This window comes from uncultured Endozoicomonas sp., assembly GCF_947495845.1.
Classification (GTDB): domain Bacteria; phylum Pseudomonadota; class Gammaproteobacteria; order Pseudomonadales; family Endozoicomonadaceae; genus Endozoicomonas.
This window is the reverse complement of the sequence record NZ_CANMAO010000025.1, coordinates 25,001-46,034: the sequence shown is the minus strand read 5'-3', so window position 1 is coordinate 46,034 and position 21,034 is coordinate 25,001. Positions and strand designations below refer to the sequence as shown.

The 21,034-nt window shown below is 47.5% G+C and carries 21 protein-coding genes; 7 read left to right on the top strand and 14 right to left on the bottom strand.

Annotation, left to right across the window (positions count from 1 at the left end):
* From proB to rplU, 4 genes are all read right to left on the bottom strand, one after another.
* Entirely contained in the window at window positions 1-1,125 is a 1,125-nt protein-coding gene (gene proB / locus Q1B11_RS15420; protein WP_299734211.1) for a glutamate 5-kinase, read from the bottom strand.
* Complete coding sequence (cgtA, locus tag Q1B11_RS15415; RefSeq protein ID WP_299734210.1) at window positions 1,122-2,330, bottom strand: Obg family GTPase CgtA; 1,209 nt, start codon at window positions 2,328-2,330, stop codon at window positions 1,122-1,124. Before cgtA ends, proB begins: the two co-directional genes overlap by 4 nt.
* A gap of 274 nt (window positions 2,331-2,604) precedes the next feature.
* A complete protein-coding gene (gene rpmA, locus Q1B11_RS15410) occupies window positions 2,605-2,862 on the bottom strand; it encodes a 50S ribosomal protein L27 (RefSeq protein ID WP_067581727.1) in 258 nt (85 codons plus the stop codon).
* A gap of 100 nt (window positions 2,863-2,962) precedes the next feature.
* Window positions 2,963-3,274 carry a 50S ribosomal protein L21 gene (gene rplU, locus Q1B11_RS15405; protein ID WP_067518940.1) on the bottom strand — a complete coding sequence of 104 codons (312 nt, stop codon included), beginning with the start codon at window positions 3,272-3,274 and terminating at the stop codon, window positions 2,963-2,965.
* Window positions 3,275-3,740: 466 nt separating this feature from the next.
* Between rplU and ispB the strand changes: the two genes are divergently transcribed.
* Window positions 3,741-4,718 carry an octaprenyl diphosphate synthase gene (gene ispB, locus Q1B11_RS15400; RefSeq protein ID WP_299734209.1) on the top strand — a complete coding sequence of 326 codons (978 nt, stop codon included), beginning with the start codon at window positions 3,741-3,743 and terminating at the stop codon, window positions 4,716-4,718.
* A gap of 5 nt (window positions 4,719-4,723) precedes the next feature.
* Here the strand turns inward: ispB and Q1B11_RS15395 are convergent, their stop codons facing one another.
* From Q1B11_RS15395 to Q1B11_RS15380, 4 genes are all read right to left on the bottom strand, one after another.
* The gene (locus Q1B11_RS15395) at window positions 4,724-5,575 is read right to left on the bottom strand and encodes a hypothetical protein (protein ID WP_299734208.1); all 852 of its coding nucleotides are present in this window, start codon (window positions 5,573-5,575) and stop codon (window positions 4,724-4,726) included.
* Window positions 5,576-6,174: 599 nt separating this feature from the next.
* Window positions 6,175-7,212, bottom strand: a complete 1,038-nt coding sequence (locus Q1B11_RS15390) for an NAD(P)-dependent oxidoreductase (protein ID WP_299734207.1) — start codon at window positions 7,210-7,212, stop codon at window positions 6,175-6,177.
* 661 nt (window positions 7,213-7,873) lie between these two features.
* On the bottom strand, window positions 7,874-8,698 hold the full coding sequence (gene galU / locus Q1B11_RS15385) for a UTP--glucose-1-phosphate uridylyltransferase GalU (RefSeq protein ID WP_299734226.1): 825 nt from the start codon (window positions 8,696-8,698) through the stop codon (window positions 7,874-7,876).
* A 48-nt stretch (window positions 8,699-8,746) separates the two neighbouring features.
* Entirely contained in the window at window positions 8,747-10,114 is a 1,368-nt protein-coding gene (locus Q1B11_RS15380) for a phosphomannomutase CpsG (RefSeq protein WP_299734206.1), read from the bottom strand.
* A gap of 129 nt (window positions 10,115-10,243) precedes the next feature.
* Between Q1B11_RS15380 and Q1B11_RS15375 the strand changes: the two genes are divergently transcribed.
* From Q1B11_RS15375 to Q1B11_RS15365, 3 genes are all read left to right on the top strand, one after another.
* Window positions 10,244-11,083 carry a hypothetical protein gene (locus tag Q1B11_RS15375; RefSeq protein ID WP_299734205.1) on the top strand — a complete coding sequence of 280 codons (840 nt, stop codon included), beginning with the start codon at window positions 10,244-10,246 and terminating at the stop codon, window positions 11,081-11,083.
* Window positions 11,084-11,272: 189 nt separating this feature from the next.
* Window positions 11,273-12,853, top strand: coding sequence for a peptide chain release factor 3 (locus Q1B11_RS15370; protein ID WP_299734204.1), 1,581 nt, complete (start codon window positions 11,273-11,275; stop codon window positions 12,851-12,853).
* Between the two features lie 314 nt (window positions 12,854-13,167).
* Window positions 13,168-14,349 carry a hypothetical protein gene (locus tag Q1B11_RS15365; RefSeq protein ID WP_299734203.1) on the top strand — a complete coding sequence of 394 codons (1,182 nt, stop codon included), beginning with the start codon at window positions 13,168-13,170 and terminating at the stop codon, window positions 14,347-14,349.
* Between the two features lie 255 nt (window positions 14,350-14,604).
* Here the strand turns inward: Q1B11_RS15365 and Q1B11_RS15360 are convergent.
* The 3 genes from Q1B11_RS15360 to Q1B11_RS15350 form a co-directional block, all read right to left on the bottom strand.
* Window positions 14,605-15,353, bottom strand: a protein-coding gene (locus Q1B11_RS15360) for an IS5 family transposase (RefSeq protein ID WP_299734202.1) whose coding sequence is annotated in 2 segments (ribosomal slippage) — window positions 14,605-15,021 and window positions 15,024-15,353 — 747 coding nt in all. Because the reading frame shifts where the segments join, the coding sequence is not laid out codon by codon here.
* A gap of 457 nt (window positions 15,354-15,810) precedes the next feature.
* Window positions 15,811-16,296 carry a peptidylprolyl isomerase gene (locus tag Q1B11_RS15355; RefSeq protein WP_299734201.1) on the bottom strand — a complete coding sequence of 162 codons (486 nt, stop codon included), beginning with the start codon at window positions 16,294-16,296 and terminating at the stop codon, window positions 15,811-15,813.
* A gap of 32 nt (window positions 16,297-16,328) precedes the next feature.
* Window positions 16,329-17,573, bottom strand: a complete 1,245-nt coding sequence (locus tag Q1B11_RS15350; protein ID WP_299734200.1) for a hypothetical protein — start codon at window positions 17,571-17,573, stop codon at window positions 16,329-16,331.
* An 85-nt stretch (window positions 17,574-17,658) separates the two neighbouring features.
* On the opposite strand from Q1B11_RS15350, the gene Q1B11_RS15345 reads away from it, so the two are divergent.
* A complete protein-coding gene (locus tag Q1B11_RS15345) occupies window positions 17,659-18,234 on the top strand; it encodes a DNA-3-methyladenine glycosylase I (protein WP_299734199.1) in 576 nt (191 codons plus the stop codon).
* Here the strand turns inward: Q1B11_RS15345 and ybaK are convergent.
* The 3 genes from ybaK to Q1B11_RS15330 are packed head-to-tail and all read right to left on the bottom strand — an operon-like array spanning window position 18,205 to window position 19,427.
* A complete protein-coding gene (ybaK, locus tag Q1B11_RS15340) occupies window positions 18,205-18,672 on the bottom strand; it encodes a Cys-tRNA(Pro) deacylase (RefSeq protein ID WP_299734198.1) in 468 nt (155 codons plus the stop codon). The genes Q1B11_RS15345 and ybaK overlap by 30 nt on opposite strands.
* A gap of 8 nt (window positions 18,673-18,680) precedes the next feature.
* Complete coding sequence (gene arfB, locus Q1B11_RS15335) at window positions 18,681-19,094, bottom strand: alternative ribosome rescue aminoacyl-tRNA hydrolase ArfB (protein WP_299734197.1); 414 nt, start codon at window positions 19,092-19,094, stop codon at window positions 18,681-18,683.
* Window positions 19,095-19,427, bottom strand: coding sequence for a DUF2288 domain-containing protein (locus tag Q1B11_RS15330; protein WP_299734196.1), 333 nt, complete (start codon window positions 19,425-19,427; stop codon window positions 19,095-19,097).
* A gap of 275 nt (window positions 19,428-19,702) precedes the next feature.
* Between Q1B11_RS15330 and Q1B11_RS15325 the strand changes: the two genes are divergently transcribed.
* Entirely contained in the window at window positions 19,703-20,077 is a 375-nt protein-coding gene (locus Q1B11_RS15325; protein WP_067518971.1) for a nitrous oxide-stimulated promoter family protein, read from the top strand.
* 328 nt (window positions 20,078-20,405) lie between these two features.
* Window positions 20,406-20,990, top strand: a complete 585-nt coding sequence (gene rsxA, locus Q1B11_RS15320) for an electron transport complex subunit RsxA (RefSeq protein ID WP_299734195.1) — start codon at window positions 20,406-20,408, stop codon at window positions 20,988-20,990.
* Window positions 20,991-21,034: the final 44 nt, after the last annotated feature.

Genomic DNA, 21,034 nt, shown 5'->3' with positions numbered 1-21,034 from the left:
TTACGACAACACCATATTATCCCGATGAATCAGCTCAGGCTCTCTTTGATACCCAAGAACATCGCTAATCTGATGACTGGCTTTACCTGCAATTCGCCCGGCTTCATTAACACTGTAATTAATCAAACCCCGGGCAATTTCATTGCCAGCCTCATCAACACAGGTCACCATCTCACCGCGCTGAAAATCCCCCTTCAGGCTTTTCACGCCCACGGGTAATAGGCTTTTTCCCTGCTCTTTCAATACACGCACCGCACCAGCATCAAGCACCAGCTCACCAGAAGTCTGCAAATGACCTTGCAACCACTGCTTGCGAGCCGCCATTGGCGCCTTCTCAGGCAACAGCAATGTACCTAACAATTCACCATCGAAAATACGAGTAATAGCCTTTTCTGAGCGACCACCCACAATCACTGTTGCTGCACCAGAAGCCGCGGCCTGGCGAGAAGCCCTTAGTTTAGTGAGCATACCGCCGCGACCAAGGCGACCACTGCCACCACCGGCCATCGCATCCAGCGAAGGGTCTTTCGCTTGCACTTCACCAATCAGTTTTGCATCCGGATGACTTCTTGGGTCAGCAGTGAATAAACCATCCTGATCCGTAAGAATCACCAGAACATCCGCTTCAACCTGGTTAACCACCAAGGCTGCCAGCGTGTCGTTATCACCGAAACGAAGCTCATCGGTCACAACCGCGTCGTTTTCATTAATAATGGGAACAACACCCATTTCCAGCAATGTTCGCAATGTGCTGCGAGCATTTAAATAGCGCTTGCGATTACTGTGATCATCGTGGGTCAGCAATACCTGGGCCGGCTGAACGCCAAACTTCTCGAAACTGTTTTCCCACGCCTGCACCAGACGAGCCTGACCCACCGACGCAGCGGCCTGCAACTGATGCAGCGCTGTCGGTCTGTCCTGCCAGCCCAGCTTTTCCATTCCGGCAGCCACTGCACCGGAAGACACCAGAACCACCTCAACCCCTTGATCCCGCAGGTGACACATTTGGCTCACCCAACCATCCATACGACTGAGATCCAACCCCTGACCTTCGTTGGTCAACAGTGCAGAGCCAATTTTAATCACCCAGCGGCGGGTTGCCCGCAACCGCTTGCGCTCACTCATACGTAGAAAACCTCGACATCATGATCATCATCGTCGTCGTCATCGTCATTCTCAGATTCCTTCGCAGCTTTCTTGGCTTCACGCTGAGCACGACGCTCTTCTGCCACTTGACGCATACGCTCACGCGCTTCCGCCTCCATTTTGGCAAGACGTTCTTCTTCCTCGCGAGCCAAATCTTCGTTCTCTTTTTGTTCCAGCGCACGTTCTTCAATAAAGGTCATGATGTTCTGGCAGAGAATTTCTGTGCCTTGCGCGCCAATGGCAGACGTTTGATAAACCGGACCTTCCCAGTTCAGCTCATCAATAATGCGCTGACAAACCGCTTCACGCTCATCTTCTGGCAGCAGGTCAACTTTGTTCAGTACCAACCAACGATCTCGACCAGCCAGCGTTTCACTGAACTGTTCCAGTTCACTGATAATGGCCTTTGCTGATTCTGCAGGGTCGCTGTTATCAAAAGGCGCCACGTCCACAAGGTGAAGCAATATACGACAACGTGCCAAGTGCTTCAGAAAGCGAATACCCAGACCTGCACCTTCGGCAGCGCCTTCAATCAAGCCGGGAATATCAGCAATCACAAACCCACGATGACGATCTACCGCTACCACACCGAGGTTTGGCACCAATGTAGTAAACGGGTAATCCGCTACTTTTGGACGTGCCTGAGACACCGCACGAATAAACGTGGATTTGCCCGCATTCGGCATACCCAGTAAACCCACATCCGCTATCACCTTCAGCTCAAGCCGAAGATCACGACGCTCACCTTCAGAACCCGGACTGGTTTGACGAGGCGCACGGTTCACACTGGATTTATAACGGGTGTTACCCAGACCGTGAAAACCACCCTGAGCCACTTTAATGCGCTGACCAACATGGGTCAGGTCGCCGATGACTTCTTCGGTATCGTTATCCACAACCGTGGTACCCACCGGCACCTTCAGCTCAACATCGTCACCTTTGGCACCCGTGCAGTTACGGCCACGGCCAGATTCACCACCGCGAGCCTGATAGTGTTTCTGATAACGAAAATCCACTAGCGTGTTCAGATCGTTTTCAGCAATTACATATACGCTGCCGCCATCACCGCCGTCGCCGCCGTCCGGACCACCTCTTTCAATAAACTTTTCACGACGGAAGCTCAGACAGCCATTGCCACCCTTGCCAGCCTGAACCGTGATTGTTGCTTCATCTACAAATTTCATAATCTAATTCTCCTGCAACTGTCAGTGCAGTACTGCGACCTGCCAATGCCTTCAAATAAATACTTAAACACCGTTGGCCGTTTTCCGTTGTCCGCAAAAAGCACAAGCGGATTAGCTTTTACGGACAACGGTCAACGGATAACGGAAAGCGTTTCAACCGCAGTCAAACGGTTCTGAAAAGCATGCATTTGGAGGCACTGTCCTATATACACAAAAGCCCCGCAACAGCGGGGCTTTTTAGTGACCATCAGCAGAGCTAATGATCAAAGCACAATTATGCAGCTTCTACGCGAACATATTTACGCTTGTTGGCACCTTTCACTTCAAACACAACCTTACCGGCTGTTTTAGCGAACAAGGTGTGATCCTTGCCGATACCTACGTTAGCACCCGCGTGGAACTTGGTTCCGCGCTGACGAACGATGATGGCACCCGCCTGGATAGCCTGACCACCGAAGATCTTGACACCAAGGCGTTTACTTTCTGAATCGCGACCGTTACGAGTACTACCGCCAGCTTTTTTGTGAGCCATCTTGCTCTCCTTTTATCCCGGACCTGTCGCCAGCTACCACACCAGAGACCGTCCTTAGAAGTCTTCAACAGATCCGGTAATCGGACCCATCAGCAATTTATTAACCAGCGATGCTGGTGATCTTCAGCTCAGTGAACCACTGACGGTGGCCCATTTGCTTGCGGTGGTGCTTACGACGCTTGAACTTGATGATCTTGATTTTTGGGCCGCGACCGTGGCTGAGTACTTCAGCAACAACCTTGGCGCCTTCGATCAGAGGTGCACCAACTTTCAGCTCTTCACCGTTAGCGATCAGCAGAACGTCGCTGATTTCCAGGCTTTCACCGGCAGCAACGTCCAGCTTTTCAACCTTCAGGAATTCTCCTTCGGTTACGCGGTACTGCTTGCCACCAGTTTTAATAACTGCGTACATGATTTGATCTCCGAAAATCCTTAAGAGCCTCTTTGTCAAAGGCATCCATCGATTCCAACAAGTGACTGCAGTAATCGATGGAATTTTTAGCTATCTAAAAACCACTTCCCGGTTTAACCCGATAAGACCTGAACATGCCTTACAGCATCAGGGATGGGCGGCACCTCATGTGTTGAACAATCTTTGCTATTAAAAGCAGAAGCTTATCAACAATCCATGACAAAACGGCACACCGCACCGGATTTTCAGATAGGGGCGCAAATTTTAAGGAAGTCCAGCCCTGCTTTCAAGTGTTAAGACAATTTAATATCAAACCCTGCATTCAACGGGCTACGGAATTCACCATAAGGCAGGGATTCCCCACCTCAACACCCCTGTATCATTACTTTCCGAAGTCCGTGCTATTGACAGTTGCAGTAGCACTAAATACGATGCCTCTTTTCGCCCCCATCAAAGCAACTAGCCGATGCCGGACAAACAACAAGCTTCTTTTCAGATCGCCGTTCAAGATGATTTCCAGAGAGTCAATGAATGCATTCATAAGCAATTGCACTCAGACGTTGTGCTGGTCAGCAAAATTGGTGAGTATATTATTCAGTCCGGCGGCAAGCGACTGCGCCCTCTGCTGGTGCTGTTAACCGCCAGAGCCTGCGGTTATAACGACCACCACCATATTCCGCTGGCGGCCATTATCGAGTTCCTGCACACCGCCACATTGCTCCATGATGATGTAGTGGATGAGTCGGACCTTCGCCGTGGCAAAGATACTGCAAATGCTTTATGGGGTAATGCGCCCAGTGTTCTGGTAGGCGACTTCCTGTATTCCAGAGCGTTTCAAATGATGGTCGGGCTGAACAACTTTAAATTACTTCATATTCTTTCTGAAGCCACGAATGTGATTGCTGAAGGTGAAGTCATGCAGCTGATGAATATCCATGATGCTGATCTCTCCGAGGAAGATTACATGGAAGTGATTCGCTGCAAAACGGCCATGCTGTTTCAGGCCTCGTGCCAAACTGCCGCCATTCTCTGCAAGGTCAGCTCCGAGGTTGAAAAGAATATGGCAGATTACGGGAATTATCTGGGCATTGCTTTTCAGCTGATTGATGATTTGCTGGACTACACCGGCGATGCCGAAGCCATGGGTAAAAATCTGGGGGATGACCTGGCCGAAGGTAAACCAACTCTGCCGCTAATCTATACCCTGAAGCATGGAACACCAGCGCAGCAAACACTAGTTCGCGAAGCCATTGAACAAGGTGGTCGGGATAAAATTGAAGAAGTCATTGCTGCGGTTCAAAGCTGTGGGGCACTGGACTACACCGCGGCTAAAGCCAGAGATTTTGCTGAAAAGGCGAAACTCTGCCTGCATGCCTTAGCAGACAGCGAGTTCAGTTCAGCTATGGCAGATCTGGCGGATTTTTCAGTGGCACGAAGCCACTAATCTTCTTATCCCATACGCTCTGGCATTGGATGCTTAGCCAGAGCTTGCTGCATCCTCTCTCCAGAAACTACCTTCACCTCACCTACTTCTTTATTTGAACTGCTCTTTATACCTTCTTTATAGTCGATAAACTCTTCAGGTGTATATTCCCCCATTTGCGCTCTATAACCTATTTGACAGGTCAGCGAGTTGTGCACTGTCTGTTTATCCTTACCCGTAAATAACCCACCAAATATTGAGTTATGTCCAGTTGTAGCGCATGGAAGGAAAAAACAACCCCGGGAGTCTGAGTTCGCTTGTCTTTTGCAAAAAAACTGAGCCTCAGTCACTTCACCATTGCCGTTAAAACACTCTCCTACTCGCCCACTCGGAAAATAACTATCAATTATTTTCTCTGTCATAAAACCACGCACTGGTGGTGACGCAATGAAAAACACACCTTTATAACCTTCAGCTTTATCCTTAACCTCCACATAAGGGCCGGTAAATTTGCATAAAGGAACCAGCGGGCGAGGTAGAAAATGTTTGCCTGTTACATGATCAATTCCCTCTTGTGATTGCTCAACCAACTTGCAATGCTCAGGTGTTCCGGGCTGAACAATCTTTACTTCCGCATTCCCCGGCACTAATAAGGTAAAGAAAGGCTGACAATCAACTAATTTTAACGATTCGTAGCCCTGTAATGTTTTACTTGAGCCTTTGCTCTCCATATTACTTTCAGTGCCCACATTAACTTTGCAGCCATCGATAGGTTTGGCTCTATAACTCTTCCAAGTTTCAGAAGCAGCAGCATGTACTTGATTGGCACCTGAAACACAAGGAAACAGAGTCTGAGCAACACTTCTCAGACATTCCATAAACAACACTCCAAAACTATTTATTATCAGATCAAGTTATCTACGAATGCGCCCCACATAACACTATAGATTTTAAAAACCCACTTACGAGAAAGTCTCATTCGTATCCAAGCACGAAGTCTAGTCCATTCTCATTAAATTCCCAGAATCGATACCAGCATTAGCAACACACCTTTAACCTATGCATCAAGAAAAAAAAGCCAAATTCAATTATCTAAGACAAACATTTAAACCAGTCATTCTTGTAGAACACCATACGAGCACAACAAGAGCACAACAAGAGCACCCATATTGATCGACAAGAATCCTCACCCAGGACCGATAGTTTCTATTAATACCAATTCTGTTTTTAAATTATGGGCTGCGCAGCCCATAATTTAAAAACAGAATTGGTATTATAAGTAGGTGATAGTTTGCTTTCGACTATTTTTCGGAGCATAGATATTGCGATTCCACTGACTTAAGGCTTTGCTACCAAAGGCTTGAACTATTTCTTGGTCAAATAAACAAAATATCCGATTACAAAATATCCGATTACAAAGTATTACCTACTTATAGGATGGTATTAGGGGTGCTCCTGTTAAGTTTTCTATAAGGAGTCATGAAAGCCTACCAGTTCGCTTGCTGACTCTGATCAGATTAATCACTTCTTCTATTATCTTGCGTCTTTCCGACAAGCATTTACCTGCCAGTATTTTTCTGGCGATTCCACTTGTTTTTGTAAAACCTATTTCTTTTCTGGCCTCACTGGCAATCTCGGTTACGGTTTTAAAACCCGATCCGAGAACGTCTTTCAGCTTATCATTTTTTATGGTCTCACCGTCTTTTTTTGCCAGTTCAATAAATTCTAGAGTAAATGCTCCGTCATTGATTAACTCTGCAAGTTCTTTTAAGTCATCGAGTTCAACATACAATGGAATCGCCGAAGGGTTAATCATATCTAGAAACGCATTGAGTGATACAGGGTCTCCCACAATATCAATCACCTCATTATAATTTTTATTCTGCAGCATTATTTCTGCCATATATCGAATACAGGCGGCTGCACTTTCGTAGTCTATTGGTTGAATATGGCTATCTTGGGCGCGTATTGAAATGGACGGCAGAGTTCTACTTATCATGCCCGCCATATTACATAGTGAGATAGTTGCCTGCTTATCATCCCCAACGAGCACGCCAACTCTGGCAACGGGAACACCATTTTCAATGGCGTAGTTCTCAGCTTCCATCTTTGAATGGGCATAGGGTGTTGCTTCACTGGACAAGCCTTTGATCTTTGAGGCGGCGGATGAAATGTACATGATTGGAATATCCGATTCCCTGCAGGCTTGAATAATTCTTTTTGTACCGTTTACATTGGCCTCGTGAATTTGATCAGGAGTACCTTTACTGAGGCAGGCAGAGTGAATAACCATCGAATAATCCCTGATTTTTTTCTGCATGCTTTTTACTGAGTCGTCCAATGATAAATGCATATAGCCTGATCTTTGCGTGCTTGATGTCGCCTGCACAGCATGGCTATTACCGATATGGCTGACAACCCGGCTTCCAAGACGCCCCGCCCCTCCAGTAACAAGTATTGGTTTAGCCACACTGGCTAACTGCCCTGCCTTGCTGATGATCTTTGATACTTCCATAGCTGACCTCTATCCCTGCGCTTACCTTGTTTGTCAATAATTCATAGTTTGTTTTTTATAATTCTAAATTATAAGTTCGCAAATAATATTAGACATTCTGATAAGCCCCAGTGATTCGAATATTTCCATCACTTGTTCCAAGTAAATAAGCCACAATCAGCGATTCCCGATAAAGGCTTAACCTATTGATATATAGGTAAAAGCTAGAGCCTGCTCGCGCAACTTATCTACCAACACCTAATACCATCAATGAGTTAGTGTTTTCTTCGTTGGGAACAGCTGAGCCACAAGCTCTTATTCAAAGAAAGCAGCTCTCGCGCATTGTGATGATTGTCAGAGGTGGAATTTGTTGGCTGAAGGGTGATACCTAACGAGCCTGGAAGCCTATCAGGTGATAAATATTCTATTTCACAGGCCCTTTATCGCTGCCGTAAGTTCCCCCTGTGTCAGAAAAGATGACTAATACCAATGACGCTTTTAAAATATGGGTCTAGCAAGTTATTTTGGGCGACTGGGCAATACCCGAGGGCATAAAGGCGAAGAGACGAGTCATAGCCTTTACACCCTGTGGGTGGTAGCTATGACGATGAACTTCAACACAGATACAGTCGCTCAAAATAGCTGCGCAGACCATCATTTAAAAGCAGAATTGGTATAATAACTACTTATAAAGATGGTCGTAACAATAGTTGGTCGCCTCAATAAACCCTTCAATACTGCCGCAATCAAAACGCCTGCCTTTAAACTTATAAGCCATCACACAACCTCGTTGCGCCTGCGCCATCAGTGCATCGGTAATCTGGATCTCACCGCCCTTGCCGGGCTGAGTATCCTGAATCAAATCAAAAATATCCGGGGTCAGAATATAGCGACCGATGATGGCAAGATTACTGGGCGCATCGGCTTTGGAAGGCTTTTCCACCATGTTCTCAACACGGATTAGCTCATCGGAGATGGCCTGACCATCGATGATGCCGTATTTGTGCACCTCATCATCAGGCACTTCCATCACCGCCACAATGGAACAGCGGAACTGTTTATACAGCTGAGCCATTTGAGCGAGAACCCCGGGACCTTCGGTATTGATGCAAAGGTCGTCCGCCAGCACCATGCCAAATGGCTGGTCGCCAATAAGCGTTTGACCAGTCAATACTGCGTGCCCCAGACCTTTCATCTCCCGCTGACGGGTGTAGGAGAAAGAGCATTGATCAATCACGCTGCGAATATCGGATAACAGGCTCTCTTTATCCGTACCGGAGATCTGGTGTTCCAGCTCGTAATTCACATCAAAATGATCTTCCAGAGAGCGTTTGCCCCGGCCAGTGACGATACACACATCGGACATGCCCGCCTGTAGCGCTTCTTCAACGCCATATTCGATCAGCGGCTTGCTGACGATGGGCATCATCTCTTTGGGCATGGATTTGGTGGCTGGCAGGAAGCGGGTTCCGTAACCTGCTGCCGGAAAAAGGCACTTTTTAATAATGCTCATATTGATAAACTCACTCTGATCTTTTAATCAACGGTCTTTAAATCAGTCTCGAATCAGCTTGAGAAGCTCTTCGGTTTTTTCCTGCATCAGGCTTTCATCGCCCCGACTTTCCACATTCAGGCGAATCACCGGCTCGGTGTTAGACAGCCGAAGGTTAAACCGCCATTGCCCCATATCCAGAGAAATGCCATCGGTGTTATCGACTTCAATCGCCTCTTGCTGATAGGTTGCCAACACTCGTTCGATGGCGGCCTGAGGATCTTTCAGCTTGCTATTGATTTCTCCGGACGATGGGAATCTGGCAATGCGATCACTCACCAATGCAGACAACGGTTGACCTTTACCCGACATCAATTCCGCCACCAGCAACCAGGGAATCATGCCTGAGTCACAATAGGCAAAATCACGGAAGTAATGGTGAGCACTCATCTCACCACCATAAACGGCATCTTCCAGACGCATGCGCTCTTTAATAAATGCATGGCCGGTTTTGCACAGCACAGGCTCACCGCCCGCCGCCTTCACCTGATCAATGGTATTCCAGGTAAGCCGTGGATCATGGATGATTTTTGCGCCTTTATGATGAGCCAGAAATGCCTCACCCAACAGCCCAACGATGTAATAACCTTCAATAAACTGCCCCTGCTCATCGAACAGAAAACAACGGTCAAAATCGCCATCCCAGGCAATGCCCATATCAGCACCGTGGGCCAGAACTGCATCGGTGGTTGCCTGACGGCAGTCGTGCAATAACGGATTAGGAATACCATGGGGAAAGTTGCCATCGGGTTCGTGATGGATTTTCACAAACTCTACCGGCACATTCAGAGACTGGAAACGCTGCTCAATAGCATCAACTACATGACCGGCGGCACCGTTGCCAGCATTCACCACCAGCTTTAGAGGTTTTAAATTTTCAGGCTTAATGTAACTAAGCAGATGCTCAACATACTCATCAAGTAGATTAATCTGCTGATAACTACCTCTCTCCACCGAAGGCTCGGCGAACTGATTCTCCGCAGCCAACCTCTCTATATCCAGCAAACCATTATCCGCTGTGACCGGCTGAGCACCTTTAAGCACCATTTTCATGCCGTTGTAATCGATCGGGTTATGACTGGCAGTTACCTGAACACCGCCGTCTATACCTAAATGGAATGTGGCAAAATAAATCTCTTCTGTGCCGCTGAGACCAATATCCAGCACATTCACACCGGCATCCCGCAGGCCTTCTGACAGGGCGTGTTTCAGCGACTCACTGGTCAGTCGGATATCACCGCCAACCACCACATCCCGCGGCTTGAGAAACTCGCCATAGGCTCGCCCGATGCGATAGGCAATATCGTCATTCAATTCATTAGGGAGCCGGCCACGGACATCGTAAGCTTTGAAGCAGGGTAAGGTAGTCATTGGAATCACAGCGACAACATAAAGGCATATTTAACTACGAATGCCCCCTTGGACTCAAACGATCATCCGGGAACTTTCTGGTCAACCACTGATCCAAGTTCACTGGTATAATGACAATAACCGTTAGAAATGCATTTGACTCTCTTGAAGAAACTATTAACCCTTGGTTTAACCCTACTGCTGGGTCTATCCGCCAATGGCCATTCTGAAAGCCCTATTAGCTACGAACACATGGCTCTGTACCAATTAAAGAGTCATCGCTATAACGCCCAAACTGCCATTATCGAATCAGAAAAAAAATACCCGGCTCATTCTGGCTGGTACCCCCTATCCTGGTGTACTACCTGCTACACCAATAGCAACACAGACAATGACGATCAATCACTCTCCGATACCAACACTGACGGCCTTGAAGTCCTCGGCATTGCCATCGTGGTCACAGCAATCGTAGCTGGTTCAGCTTACGCCACGTACTATGCAACCAAGCCCTATCAGGGAGCCGCCAGCCTCACCGCGGTGGAGTTGCCTGAGGACTCCCCCTGGAAAATCACAAATTACAAGATTATCCATGGCAGGGTCATCAAAGAGGCTGATTTCTTTTTCGATGAAGAAGCACTCGCTACAGTCATTAACCAAGGCATGTTTGATAAAACCAGAAACAATGCCGGACGCTTCCTACTGGTTGATCAAGAGAACTGGTGGGGTCTGGTCGGTTACCCCATGGATATCAACATAACGCTATCCAGCGCACACGAGGCCAGCGAAGAAAATAAAAACATTGTCGTTAATATTAAACGCAGCATTACCAATGGCATCAAAGCAGGAACCATCACTGCAACCATCGTCAATGCACCCGATATTCAACAACCCATCTATCTGAAAAAGCACATTGATTATCCCGGCTGGCTGGAATTTTCCAACTGGCAAGCAAAACCAGCGCGTCTTTTGCTGGATGTCATTTATGATTAACGGGCGTTTTCCACCCTTTTTGCAGTAAAACGGCCAATCAGCTTGCAGTCGCCGCACTGATTTGGATAATTCACCCATTATTTTATTTTGGAGTTTTGTACACTCCCACTCATCTTAATCTACCCGTCGTCATCTGCCTGTGGGTTTTAAGTACTTGTGTACAAGGTTCCCCACACCATGGAAACACGCATGTCAGCATTGTCGCGGGAAGTTGAAACCAGACGAACCTTTGCCATCATCTCCCACCCGGACGCCGGTAAAACCACGATTACCGAAAAGCTGCTGCTGCTCGGTGGTGCGATTCAGCTGGCGGGCACCGTAAAAGGTAAGAAAACCGGTCGTATGGCAACGTCTGACTGGATGAAAATGGAACAGGAACGGGGTATCTCCATCACTACCTCCGTAATGCAGTTTCCTTACCACGACCGCATCGTCAATTTGCTGGACACACCAGGGCACGAAGATTTCTCGGAAGACACTTACCGTACATTAACTGCGGTAGACAGCTGTCTGATGGTTATCGACGGCGCCAAAGGTGTTGAAGACCGGACCATCAAATTAATGGAAGTGTGTCGTTTACGTGATACACCAATCTTCACTTTCGTGAACAAAATGGACCGGGAAGTTCGTGACCAGATTGAAGTTCTCGACGAAATCGAAGACATCCTGAAAATCCAGTGCGCCCCGATCACCTGGCCAATCAGCATGGGCAAACGCTTTAAAGGCGTCTACAACCTGTATACCGACACTATCCATGTGTTCAAGCCGGGTCAGGCCAGCGTGGTGCCGGATGACATCCAAATTCAGGGCATTGAATCACCAGAAGCGATCGAACTACTGGGTGACCTCCACGCCGACATGATGGAAGAGATCGAACTGGTTCGCGGCGCCAGCCACGAGTTCGATCTTGAAGAATACCAAGCTGGACGCATGACACCGGTCTTCTTTGGTACCGCGCTTTCCAACTTCGGCGTTCGTGAAATGCTGAACGATTTCGTAAAGTGGGCGCCTTCACCGCTGCCACGGGAAACTGATGCTCGCTCAGTGCCTGCAACAGAAGATAACTTCTCCGGTTTCGTGTTCAAGATTCAGGCAAACATGGATCCAAAGCACCGTGACCGTATCGCCTTCCTTCGCATTTGTTCCGGTAAATACACCCGCAACATGAAGATGAAACACGTGCGAATCGGTAAAGACATTAAGATCGCCGACGCCGTCACTTTCCTTGCAGGTGATCGCTCACATGTGGATGAAGCCATCTCCGGCGATATCATTGGTCTACACAACCACGGCACCATTCAGATTGGTGACACCTTCACTCAAGGCGAACTGATGAAGTTTATGGGGATTCCTCACTTTGCCCCTGAAATGTTCCGCCGCGTTCGTCTGAAAGATCCGCTGAAACTGAAGCAATTGCAGAAAGGTTTGAAAGAACTGTCTGAAGAAGGTGCTACTCAGCTGTTCATGCCATTAAACAACAATGACCTGATTCTGGGCGCCGTGGGTGTGCTGCAGTTTGATGTGGTGATGCGACGCCTGCAGGATGAGTACAAAGTAGAAGCCATTTACGAACCCGTCACTGTGAATACAGCCCGCTGGGTGGACTGTAAAGACAACAAGAAGCTGGAAGAGTTCAAACGTAAGTGCGCTGAAAACCTTGCCATCGACGGTGGCGGCTACCTCACTTATCTGGCACCGACCCAGGTAAACCTGTCTTTGTCTGAAGAACGTTATCCTGACGTTACCTTCCGCACAACTCGAGAGCATTGAGGCAGGCTGGCACTGTTCCTTAAAGAGAATGGTTGCCAACTTTCTGAGCAAAACACACAAGGTCGGTAATTCTGAAAGAATTCCTCGTTCCCATGCTCCGAGGTTGTCGCTAAAGCCCTGGTTCCCATGCTTTTATGCCCTTTGGGTATTGCGTGGGAACCCATACTTCTAACCCTTTACAATTCAAGGGTATGCATTCCCACGCGGAGCATGGGAACGAGACGTTTGGAGTTTTGCGAAACCCTCCTTCCTCGTGGGAACTGAGGGAGTGCACGCTTGTCTAACAAGTTACCTACTGTTTTTCTGGATTATTTATGAGTAAAGCCGTCCCATCCGGATCAGATGCTACACGAAATATCAGACATACCGTGGAGCCTATTTTACTTCTGACACTGTCAGGCTTGTTGTTTGGCTACCTTGGTCAAACCATGGGTGTGACCAACATGTTTAACACCCTGTTCAACACGGCCCACCAGCTGCTGCTGAACACCGTACTTTTTCTCATGGGAATTACCGTACTGACCGGCGCCGCCGGTCGTCTGCTAATGGAGTTTCACGTTATTGCTCTGATTGAGCGCATGCTGGTGCCATTCATGCGCCCACTGTTCAATCTGCCAGGCCGCGCAGCCATGGCGGCCATGATGACCTTCTTTTCCGATAATCCCGCCATCATTGGTCTGGCAAAAGATCGTCGCTTTAACCATTCTTTCAAAGTGCACGAGATTATCTCTCTGACTAACTTTGGCACCTCGTTCGGCATGGGCCTGATTGTTATCACCTTTATGGCGACACTGCAGAACAGCCAGACGGGTGACACCTATTTTATTCCCGCCATGATTGGGCTTGCAGGTGCAATGGTCGGCGCTATTGTGTCTACGCGCCTGATGCAGCGATTTATCCGCAACGACCACCGGCTCCATGATGCGAGTTTCACCGCCACTCACAGCGATCTTCTGGACGATCACAGCTCCACCGATCCGGTGTGGTTACGTTTCCTGAATGCTCTACTGGATGGTGGTAAGGGCGGCGTTGCCATGGGCGTTGCTATTATTCCCGGCGTTTTGATTATCAGTACATTTGTCATGGTGCTGACCTTTGATGCCCCAACCACAGGTTACACTGGCGCTGCGTTTGAAGGTGTTGCACTGTTACCGAAACTCGCCAGTCATTTCACCTGGCTGTTTGAGCTGCTGTTTGGTTTTGATCATGCGGAGTTGGTGGCATTTCCAATCACGTCTTTGGGTGCTGTTGGTGCAGCCATGTCTCTGGTACCGAACTTTATCAATCAAGGGCTCGTTGGCGGCAGCGACATCGCCGTATTTACTGCAATGGGAATGTGCTGGAGTGGTTACCTGAGCACACATACCGCCATGCTGGATTCGCTTGGTTTCAGACAGTTGACGTCTAAGGCCATTCTTGCCCACACCATCGGTGGTATTTGTGCTGGCGTCGCCGCTCACTATTTTTACCTTTTGCTCAGTCCAATCATTTATTGATCATCACTCCCTCTACGACCAATGTAGAGGGCAAACCTCGACCTTCCGCTAACTGTGTTCCAGCCCCCTCTCCCTTTAAAATAAACATCTGAAGTACGGTTTCAGGGAGAGGAGTATGCGACTGATTCAACTGTTAGGCCCGCTGCAACAGGCCATCGACACTATGAGCAAAGGCAATACATTTAAAGTCAGTACCCTGCTGATGGACCTAGGGGGCGTCACCATCTAACCGAACAGTCAATTAACAAATGTGACTCACGCCAGCCAAATTATGATCGCCGCCACCTCAAGCATTCCCATGTAGTTTCGTGGCAATCGCTCGTAGCGGGTTGCTATCCGCCGGAAGTTCTTGAGCTTTTGAAACAGACGCTCAACCAGATTACGCTCTTTATAAATCTGTTTATCATAATCTCTCTGATCTACGCGGTTTTTCTTTGGAGGAATAACCTGTGTAGCCCCTGATCTCTTGATCTCCAAGAGGAATGCATTAGAGTCATAGCCTCTGTCAGCAAGAACAAAATCAGCAGAAAAGCCTTCTATCAGGGCATTTGCCTGACCATACTCTGATGCCTGTCCAGCCGTGAGAATAAAGCGGACAGGGTTACCAAGCGCATCTGTTGCAGCATGAATTTTGGTTGTTAATCCACCTCTTGATTTTCCGACCGCTTCGCTGTCTTGTTCTGTTTTTTAGGCGCTCCGTGTTGATGAACACGGGTAATTGAGCCATCAACCATTAGATACTCCATATCACGATCTTTACTCAGCTCTTTAAAGACCCAACTCCATATGCCCCTTTTACACCAGCGATTGAACCGATTGTACGTACTGGCCCAATGACCGAACTCTTCCGGCAAATCTCTCCATGGGGCTCCAGTACGGCCAATCCAAAGAATCGCCTCTACAAATAACCTGTTTTGGGCTGTTGGCCCCGGATCAGATGCTTTACCGGGTAACATATCTTTGATCCGATCCCACTGTTCATCTTTGAGCACTGTCCGAGCCATAGCAAACCAAAATAACAAACAGTAGCCCATTATTGGCTGGTCTTATGGTCAGGCTCATAAGCTGATAGATCGGTTAGATGGTGACGCCCCCTAGGACTCTGGGAAAGCCGCAATGATTTACACAACATGCGAACTACCATGGCATTTAAAGCGCTGGTCGAAGATGGTTTGCTGGAAAACATCCAACTACTGACACTACAGAAAACAAAGCACGCTGTTTATCTTACTTACTGATGCTTAAGTAGTTAACCACATGAAATCATATTTTCTGACTCATTGAACAGGCGCTCTGACTGCGTTGCAACTCTGGTCTCATAGCTCGCTATGCTCCCGCCGTTGCGCCTTGCAGAGAACCTGTTCAATGAGCCAGAAATATTCGACTCCAAATGCTCAACTACTTAAACTGGCGCCATAAAAAAAGCCGACAAACGTCGGCTTTTTTTGCACTCAATTTTATTCAGTGCTCATGACCACCAGGCCCATGAACATGACCATGATCCAGTTCTTCTTTTGTTGCTTCACGAACGTCAACCACCTCAACACTGAAGTGCAGATTCTCACCCGCAAGGGAGTGATTTGCGTCAATCACCACCTGATCTTCTTCTTCATTAATCGCGATAACCGTTACAACACGAGGGCCGATGGCTGTGTCAGCATGAAATTGCTGACCTACTTCGACAGAATGATCACCAAACTGCTCTTTCGGCACTGGCTGAACCAGACTCTCATCGTACTCGCCGTAGCCTTCAGCGGACTCAACAGAGACTTCAAACTTATCTCCAGCCTGCTTGCCTTCCAGCGCATTCTCCAAGCCTTCAACAATGTTGTACTCACCGTGAATATAAGCCATGGGAGACTCGCCTTCAGAGCTATCCAGCACTTCTCCATCATCATTTTTCAGAGTGTAATGAAACAGCGCCACTCGTTCTTTGGCTATCTTCATCAATAGTCGCCTTTGTCTGGTAAACGGCTATCTTAGCTGGCATTGAGTTCGCTAGCCAGTGCTTGCAAGTCAGGTATGGATAATAGACGCTTCATCACTATGGGTTCTTCCTTTTTCGCTTCAAACTCCTCAAACATCTTGCTTGCCCCAGCCGCACCGGACGCATAGGACGAATAGTCTATTTCAGGGTGAACAAAGAAATGCTGCGCAAATAAACCGACAAGGTCTCGCTTACACACCCGCTGCTCTTCCTTGCTAGGCTCGTTCGGGGCACTTCGGTACGCTTCACCAAAAAGCTTCACTGCAATTAAAAACCAGTCTCGATCCTCCAATGACTTAGTAGACAATGACGCCTTAATTAATTTATTCAGTGCTGTATATTTCGCCCCTTCATCAAGACCATTACTCTCTATAGTCAATAATCGGTTACAGTCCTCAACGTTAAAAAAACCTATTTCTCTGATTCTATTTTTAAGAAAACCGGCTAAACACGCAGGTTTTAAAAGCAAGTGATCGGGTATTTTTTGTTGATTAATTACGTATTCAAGCATTTTAATATCAGACTTAAGTGCAGGGACTCGAAACAACCCACTGACTCCTTCCGCAATATACTTCTCTAAGTGAGCGGTCATTATATATCTGTTCAACACAGGCCAGCACTCAGCGGGAAACTTGTTTATTTTCGAGAGCGTCGATAACTGCTGCAATGAACTTCCCCTGAATAATGTTATTAAACTTGTGATCTGATTTTTCTTATGGAAAAAGGGTATTACGATACTTTTTTGGCATTTCTCAGACTTCTCTTCAGCCTTTGAACTAACACTTGAGCTTTCAGGGGATGACAATGACCGCCTGATTCCTTCGCTATTGTAAGCATCGCATTCATTGAACACGTCGACCGCGCTGACGTTGTCAGCAAACATTGGAGAATCTGGTCTCAAACCATTAATATCTCCCTCACAAGCAACAAAGGGCAATGAGTTCGATCGATCTTTCTTCACATCTGATAAAACATACCCTGATGAACAGGCAGCCAGCAACTTTTCAAATTCAACACTTAATGGATCAACCTCGCCATTGTGTTGATTAAGTTTCACACCCGCTTGATTATCAAGAGTGACTTTATAACGATCCAAAGGCTTAATTTCTTGTATTCCCTCACCTGAGCGGCACTCTCCACTCAAGTACCTGACTGCTCCATTACTTGCAGCTTTTTCTCTATTCTTGTGAGGGACGCAGTCCTGTGCAAGCATCGACTGATCGGCTGAGATTTCCAAAAATAACTCCGAATAAATTGAAACATGATATACATAGGCAAAATTAATATATAAAGATAGGCTGTTTTCATAAGGAGTAAAAAGTTTGAAAGACCCACGCTGCACTTGGTGCCATAGTGACCCACTATATATTCAATATCACGATAACGAGTGGGGTGTGCCTACCCACGACGATAAAACACTGTTCGAGTTTTTGATTCTGGAAGGCGCACAAGCAGGCTTGAGCTGGATTACGATTTTGAAGCGGCGAGAAGGCTACCGAAACGCCTTTCATGACTTTGATGTAGAAAAAGTCGCCCGCATGAAAGAGCAGGATATTGAACGACTACTTCAGGATACTGGCATTATCCGGAATCGCTTGAAGATCAAAAGCGCCATCAAGAATGCCAACGCCTTTATCAAAGTGCAGCAAGAGTTTGCTAGCTTCAGCCAGTACCTTTGGTCTTTTGTGGATCATCAGCCAATTATCAATCATCGGCAAACCATGAGTGAAGTACCTGCCACCACCGAAGTGTCTGACAGGATGAGTAAAGATATGAAGAAGCGCGGTTTCAGCTTTGTGGGCAGCACCATCTGTTATGCTTATATGCAGTCCATGGGATTAGTGAATGATCACTTGGTAAGCTGCCCTTCATTTGCTGATTGCTGCGAAAGATCCTGACGTTAGCTTCAACAGATCTTCAGCAGCAAGCTCAACCTCCAACCCTCGACGACCAGCGCTGATAAAAATTGTCTCAAAATTGTCTGCAGTTCTGTTAACTACCGTAGGTAAGCGCTTTTTCTGACCCAACGGGCTAATACCTCCAAATAAATAGCCCGTTGAACGCTCTGCTTCCTGCTGCTCTGCCATCACTGCTTTCTTGGCACCGCAGGCAGCGGCCATTGCTTTCAAATCCAACATGCCGGCAACCGGCACCACAGCAACTACCAGTTGTCGTCCATCCAGCTTTACCAGCAGTGTTTTAAACACCTGATTTGCATCCTGCCCCATTTTTTCCACAGCCTCTTCGCCATAGGAGTGACTGTCTGGATCATGGTCGTACTGATGCACCTTAAAATTAGCTTTGGCTTTTTTGAGCAGATTAATGGCTGGCGTCATATCTTTACTTAATGATCAATTCGTCCACGTAAATTCTTAACTTGAGCGCGTTTTTTCTTACCTTCCACCCGGCGTTTTTTAGAAGCCAGGGTGGGCCGTGTGGCCTTACGATGCTTTTGAACGACGGTCGCCTTTTGAATTAATTCCTGCAGGCGAAGCAGGGCATCATCCCGGTTTTTCTCTTGCGTTCGAAATCGCTGAGCCTTTAAGACAATGACTCCGTCCTGAGTTATCCGGGCATCCCTGAGTGCCATCAAACGCTCTTTATAGAATGGTGGTAACGACGATGCCTGAATATCAAACCTCAGGTGAACAGCAGACGACACTTTATTTACATTCTGGCCACCCGCACCTTGAGCTCGAATATAGCTGAGCTCTATTTCATCCGCAGTGATCAGTACGCCGTCCGCTATCTGCAACATTCAGTTAACCTTTTCCTGAACCAGAACCCATGGGCGAATCACCATCGCCCAGAACTCTTGATCGCTATCGTTCCAGCGTAACGCCTGCTCATCAGACACTTGGGCAAGGCTGCCTTCTTTCAACCACTGTTCGATCGTCGCTTTGTTATCTACCGACATCTGATAACCAACATCGATCAGATCCAACGTCTTATCCACGTAGAGCACAAGCCCCTGGGCAAAATAACGTTGCAATTCAGACCAACCAATACTGGATGTTTCCTGATTGAGCTTGGTCTTTTCCAACGTTTCGTTAGTGATTCCCACGGTTTCCGTATTTACATTATCGGACATACAAATTCACTGCCTTCAAAGCATTTTTCTCATAAGAATGATGCCGATCATACCTCAAAATGCCAGATTATTTGGAGAAAATGCGTACCTATGGGATCATACCCAAAGGATTTCAAGTTGCTACGCGGCGGCAAGTGAGTGAAGCCTTTAGGCCCTCGGGTCCCGTGAGCCTACAAATAGTAGGTGATCGGGGTGAGCGAGCGCAGCCAACAAAGTAGCAACTTGAAAGGCGACGGGTATATTACCGCATCGAATAAGAGAAGGTTTAGCTGTTTATGCCACTCACCCTCGACGGTCCACTGAAAGATCACCCTAGACTGGCACGAGAGTACATTACTGTCAGCCATATGATCGAACTGTACTGCCAACACCACCACAAACACCGTACTCTGTGTAATGAGTGTTTATCTCTGCTGGCATTCAGTAAAAGGCGCCTGGAACGTTGTGTTTACGGTGACGACAAACCTACCTGTGTGAATTGCAAAGTCCATTGTTATAAAGCAAATCAGCAGGACAAAATTCGTGAAGTGATGAAATGGGCTGGTCCACGCATGTTGTTTAAGCATCCCGTTTTAGCCATAAAACACGTTCTTGATGGCCGAAAACCCATTCCAAAGCACCCAAAAGATTCAAGGCATTCTGCAGCGTAATAAGGCCTGGGAGGCCAGTCGGTGCCCAACATCCCAATACCGGCTGGTGCAAGGCTGACCTCCATATTAGAACTGGACGCAGGCCAAGCGTAACCCCGCTGTACGAAACTTCCCCATTAAATTTGCAGCCAACACTACATGCATACTAGTTGCAGTAACGATATAATCCCGCCTCCGTTGGCACGAATACTCTCGTGGCACCCTGAAAATGCATTAGCCAAACACAGGTTTATCGTTATTCGATAAATGTCTTTAATCAACATTTATCTACATTTTTCAGGCATATATACTTGACGCCTTCCGGCAGACATTGGCTATAGGGAAACCAATGAGCGAACTGATACTGATTCTGGTCAGCGCCATACTGGTCAACAATTTTGTTCTGGTACAGTTTCTTGGGCTGTGTCCATTTATGGGCGTTTCCAACAAGCTGGAATCGGCCATGGGCATGTCCATGGCCACCACGTTTGTACTGACGCTGGCCTCCATCTGCAGTTATCTGACTCATCAATATATTTTGCTGCCGCTGGGGCTGGAGTTTCTGAAAACCATCTCCTTTATCCTGGTGATCGCCGTGGTGGTGCAGTTCACCGAGATGGTGGTGCGCAAAACCAGTCCGTTACTTCATAAAGTGCTGGGTGTGTTTCTCCCCCTGATTACCACCAACTGTGCCGTGCTCGGTGTCGCCCTGCTGAACACCAACCGTTTGGACAGTTCTCTGGTGGACTCCGCCACTTACGGCTTTGGTGCTGCGGCTGGATTTTCTCTGGTACTGGTACTCTTTTCTGCCATGCGGGAACGCATTGCTGCTGCGGACGTGCCAACACCGTTCCGCGGTGCAGCGATTGGTATGATCAGCGCCGGACTGATGTCCCTGGCATTTATGGGCTTTACCGGGTTGATCAAACTGTGATGCCGAATTTGATAGAAATGACAACCGTTGTAATAACAACGATG